Genomic DNA, 5,164 nt, shown 5'->3' on the forward strand with positions numbered 1-5,164 from the left:
TCCAGCCTTCCAGCCGGTCATTACCCAACCCGCCAACCAGCGTGTTGCTGTAACCCCGCTGGCTATAACCGTTACTGTAGCGGTCGATCTTCAGAACATCATCGCCATCACCACCAGACAGACTGTTATGACCAAAACGGGCTTGTAGAGTATCGTTGCCTTCGCCGCCCTCCAGCTGATCATTACCGTCGCCTGCATTCAGACTATCATCACCAGCTCCGCCCTCCAGTAGGTCGTTACCGCTACCACCGTTCAGGGTGTCATTACCAGCATAACCATAGATCTCATCATTAAGGCGTATGCCTGTTAGCTGATCATCCTGATCGGTGCCATGCAGCGTAGCTGAGCGTTGCATCATTTCAGTAAATGTCAGGTTTGTTTGACCATTAAACAGCACTGATTCGATTGTATAACGACTCTGCCCAACAGCGCCTTTAATACGGATTTCATCACCGGTTGGAGTTTTCGATTCATCAATCAGAGTAATGAACAGATCGGCGTCGGTGCGGGTGAAGCGGATATTATCCTGGGTGATGCCTGCGCCGAAGATGATCTGATCAGCGCCGGCGGTATCGGTGATTACATCTTTGCCATCTCCGATATTAAAGCGGTAGGTATCATCGCCTGCGCCACCGTAGAGAATATCGTTACCGGTTAAGCCGCTTAGCTCATTGCCAGCAGCATCCCCATAAAGATAATCATCACCTACCGTCGCCTGATTGGATATCTGTTCAGTAATGAGATTACTCAGGGCAATAGACTGACCATCTTTAAACAGTAGCTGCTCAATCGCGTTTGCTGAGGTATTGCCATCGAAATCGAAGTAGTGCAGGATTTCAATGCGATCGTTCTGCTCGGGATTTGCTGGATCATTGATGGTAATGATCAGTGAGGTCTGGGTGCGGCTTAGTTGAATATGTTCAGGCAGAATGCCCTCAGCAAAGCTGATCTGATCACTGCCGGCTGTATCAAAAAGATTATCACTGCCGTCCCCTCGCTCAAACAGATAGGTATCGTTACCAGCCCCGCCATTAAGACTATCATCCCCTTGACCGCCAGCGATAAAGTCGTCCTGGGATGAGCCACTCAGCTGATCCGCGATATCGGTACCGATAATGGCACGGGTGTTAACATAGGCGCCTAGCTCGGTATCCCCCTTCAGGGTATTCAACGAGGTTTGCAGTATGGTTGAGTAGCTTGCCACACCGTTGAAGGTATTAAAGATCTTTATAGCATCGGTTTCGGACAGGCTACCCTGCTCAAGGCCATCAAGAATATATTGCTTGAAGTCACTGAGGTCCGGCTCGAACTGGTCGGTATCGAAATTATAGGCCAGCCCGATCTGATCAAACGCCTCGGCATAGAGAGTCTGGCTCTGTAGCTGGGCATAGATATAGCTTTTTACACGATTATATTCTGCCCCTAAAACCCCGGCGGCCTGTGGACCCTGTACGTAATTACCGCCAAAGCGGTTGATGTATTGTTGACCAATTAGCTGCTCCAAAGCGGCGACTTTGCGACCGTCCAGATAGAAAGTACCGAACTCATCCCGGCTGCGGGGATCAACATCATCAACACCGGCCCAACGCCAGATCAGCGCATCCATCAGTCCCAGGCGTTCGCCTTCAGAATCGCTATCGGTAAACTGCTGTACCAGTTGGGTCAGCTCCTCATCCCGGACCATCGCCTGACGCAAGCTGCGGACATTACCGAAAGCTACAGCATCGGGTAGCGCTGCCACCTCATCTGAGAGTTCCAGCAGATCCTGTTCAACGGTACGGGTTTTATTAACAGCGAACCAGATATCGGCGGTATCTGCAGTTGAGCCATCGGCCATGGTAGCGGTGGAGGTCTGGCGGGTGATATTGCCATAACCATCATCGCTGTTACTATTCTGATAGTCGGTATTGAGGGAAGCGATACCGGCCTGTTCCAGGGTTAGCAGCTCATCGGTCTGGCTCAGCCCATCGCCGTTCAGATCCTGCCAAATACGCAGATCGGCAAAGCTCGCGTCGTTACTGTCGATGACACCATCACCGTTATCATCCAGTGCTTTAAGTGCTTCGTAGCCATTGGCTGCAAGGGTGCCGTCAGCCAGTTCAGTATTGTTACCGAATAGCTCACCGCCGTTATTTATTTGCCCATCGGCATTACGGTCCAGCACCAGCAAGCCATCATCAGCAGCTATCCAACCGCTGCGCTCAGCCATACCATTTTTATCGTGATCGAAGAATACGTTGCCGGTTTTGGAAAGAGTTTCGATACCATCGCCATCAAGGTCTATAGCGATTGGAGAGCCTTTAGCGGCGGCTTCGGGGAAGGCTGAGGCGGGGTTGTAATCTGGGCCAAACAGGTAGAAGAGTAAATCAGATAAGCTATCAACAGCATTATCATATAATTCAAATAATGGATCTAAGTGTCCTTCTTTACCTAACCACTGACCAAACTCATCTGCGAGTGGATATGCAGATAGAATTGCTCCCACAACTTGAAGACCAGGTACTCTTAGCATTAAGCTGCCAATAATACCTGCAACATCAGTCCACTTGGCCTTTCCACTTTGATATTTATCAGCAATATCAGCAACATTTAAGGCAAGAGATAACGACCCTGTTACGGAACCAACAGCCTTTGTAACCAATCCTTTTGTTGTGTTCATATCCGCTGGGATATTTGATGCTATTGCATCAGCAACCGTCACTGCGGCTTTTATAACCTCCAATGGTTCAAAGCTTTGTGGATTATCTAGTATTGCTTTAGCTTCATTTACACTTTTAACATCAGTCGCTTTCTTCCATGCATCTAGAAATTCTTCTCTTACATAAAAAGTTGACATATTAATCCCTTATATGTGGCAATCCCATAAAAATTGTCGTAACAGAAAAAACTAACATCAATATTGACATGGCAAGGTAAATTGTTTCTTTACGTTCTTTAGATATTTTTTTGAATATCTTCATTCTGATAGTTAAATGAAACAACACACCAATAAAAATCAAACCTATAACTATGTCATAGTTAAGTCCACGCCAAGAAATATATATAAAACTAATTAGAAAACTAGCAACAACCCATAAGAACCAAGCCATAATTAAAAGCCTTTTTCATACCTACAATTTAAATTAATTTTTACTCCATACTAAAAGCTAAAAGCTAAAAGCTAAAAGCTAAAAGCTAAAAGCTAAAAACAATTAAAGTGTATAATTTTCTATACTATAAAAATCCCTACCTCTCCCTGACACTTTCATTCTTATATCGAAGCAGTGGCGTAAGGATAAATTCGATCAAATAGCGTTTTCCGGTTTTCATTTCAGAATTTAGCCTTATCCCTATTTTGATTAATAATTTCAGCTCATGATTTAGCAAAAAAAGCCCACCAAATGGCGGGCATTGCAACTTAAACAACCGTCCAGCTCGATGCCAGCACCGGCTGTAGTTGCTCTTTAACCTCATCCGGTATCACGCTACCCACACCTGTTGGTGCATCAAATGCCGCCATTGCTTGTACCAGAGCATCAACATGTTCATCATGCAGTATCGCGCTACGGGTCTCAATCTGTTCAACTTGATATCGACTGTGTGTAAACCAGCGCTGAATCGTTACCTGATCATCACTGCCAATCACATCAACCACCAGGTCTTCACCGTTACGACTAAACCACAGGCTATCGGTAGTTTCTGCCTGACCAAAGACAATGCGATCAAGATCATCTATTCCACCTCCGTTCAGCTCATAGACAACATCCTGACCATCACCTTCATCAAAGAGGTACTCATCTCCGCCAAGGCCTCCCAGCAAACGATCATTACCTGTGCCACCGATCAATACATCATTCTGATCTGTACTCTTGATGTAATCGTTTCCAGCTCCACCATCTATTGCAGCAATATTAATAAGTTCCGTTTGTGTAAATATCAATCGGTTAGACTTGTGATTACCCAGAATAATATTACTGCCTGCACCGCCATCGATCTGTTCAATACTACTGGTCGCTGCATGGCTCTTTAAGCCAATCTGATCATCAGCATCCGTAGCGATCACCCTATCAAAACCTTCTCCACCGTTATAACGGTCATACCCTTGTTCAGATGCTGTCAAGAATCGATCATCGCCCTCACCACCAAAGAGACTGTCATCGCCTAATCCCCCTATCAGGAGGTCATTGCCAGCGGAGCCTTTCAGGGTATCGTTCCCCCCCTGTCCATCGATATATGCAATATTGATTAATTCTGTTTCTGAGAAATCAAGGTAGTTTTTACCGTCATGCCCGATAATCACATTGTGGCCTTCAGCCCCGTCGATAAGCTCAAGAGACTGGTAAGGTTTGTGTTTTTTAAGGCCAATTTGATCGTCCTGCTCAGTGCCCATCAAGATGTCATAGCCGAGATCACCGAATACAGTATCAAAACCATTATCGCCGGCGATTAAACTAAATATATCGTCACCATCACCGCCGTTCATCACATCATTGCCAGCACCACCGATAATGTGGTCATTCCCCTCATGACCATAAAGCTTATCGACGGCATTCCCCCCTTCAAGACGATCATCTCCCTCATTCCCGTAAAGGGTATCTCTGCCTTCTCCACCTTCAAGCCAGTCGTCACCCTGAAGTCCGCTAAGAATATCATCACCATTCAAGCCTAAAAGATGATCAGTTCCATCAGTACCTGAGAGATCATCTCGACTTTGACTACCGGTAATTTCGCTAAATTGAGGTTCAACATTCAGTGAGAACTGATCGCTGACTGAAAGACCATAGCTGTCGGTAGCGGTAACCATCAGTTGCAGATCAGCCACTCCCGCCGGCGGGGTACCGGATAGAGTCAGGCTCTCAGGATCAAAGCTCAGCCAATCCGGCAGATCTGTTCCATCGATAGCAGTAAGTTTGTAAGTCAGCATGTCACCCGCATCAGGGTCGCTAAAACTATCCGCCGGCAGAGCAAAACTGAATTCCACAGTTTCAGTCAGTGATTGATCAGAGATTTCAGATACTAGTTCAGGGGCATTGTTTGCGGCAGCAGCGGTTAGATAGTTTTTGTTCCACACCGTCTCATCTGCATCACTGAATTGCACCCGCTCTATCTGATACTGCGTGCTCTCATACCACTGCTTGATCCGGATGCTGTCGGTACCATTACTGTGGCTCAGCAATAGATCAAC

General features: G+C 46.3%; 3 protein-coding genes. All 3 read right to left on the reverse strand.

What is annotated here, in order from left to right; all coding sequences use genetic code 11:
• Positions 1-2,836 (reverse strand): calcium-binding protein (locus EHS89_RS20965; protein WP_148091908.1); only part of this gene is annotated, 2,836 nt, incomplete at its 3' end.
• 1 nt (position 2,837) lies between these two features.
• Positions 2,838-3,089 (reverse strand): hypothetical protein, encoded by a 252-nt coding sequence (locus EHS89_RS20970; RefSeq protein ID WP_124928128.1) that lies wholly within the window; start codon positions 3,087-3,089, stop codon positions 2,838-2,840.
• A 308-nt stretch (positions 3,090-3,397) separates the two neighbouring features.
• Positions 3,398-5,164: calcium-binding protein (locus EHS89_RS20975; RefSeq protein WP_124928129.1), on the reverse strand; the 1,767-nt coding region annotated here is incomplete at its 5' end.

This window comes from Amphritea balenae, from assembly GCF_003858655.1.
Taxonomy (GTDB): Bacteria; Pseudomonadota; Gammaproteobacteria; order Pseudomonadales; family Balneatricaceae; genus Amphritea; species Amphritea balenae.

Coding starts and splice junctions, on each gene's coding strand:
- EHS89_RS20970 (WP_124928128.1), bottom strand. CDS start 3,089: ATGGCTTGGTTCTTATGGGTTGTTGCTAGTTTTCTAATTAGTTTTATA.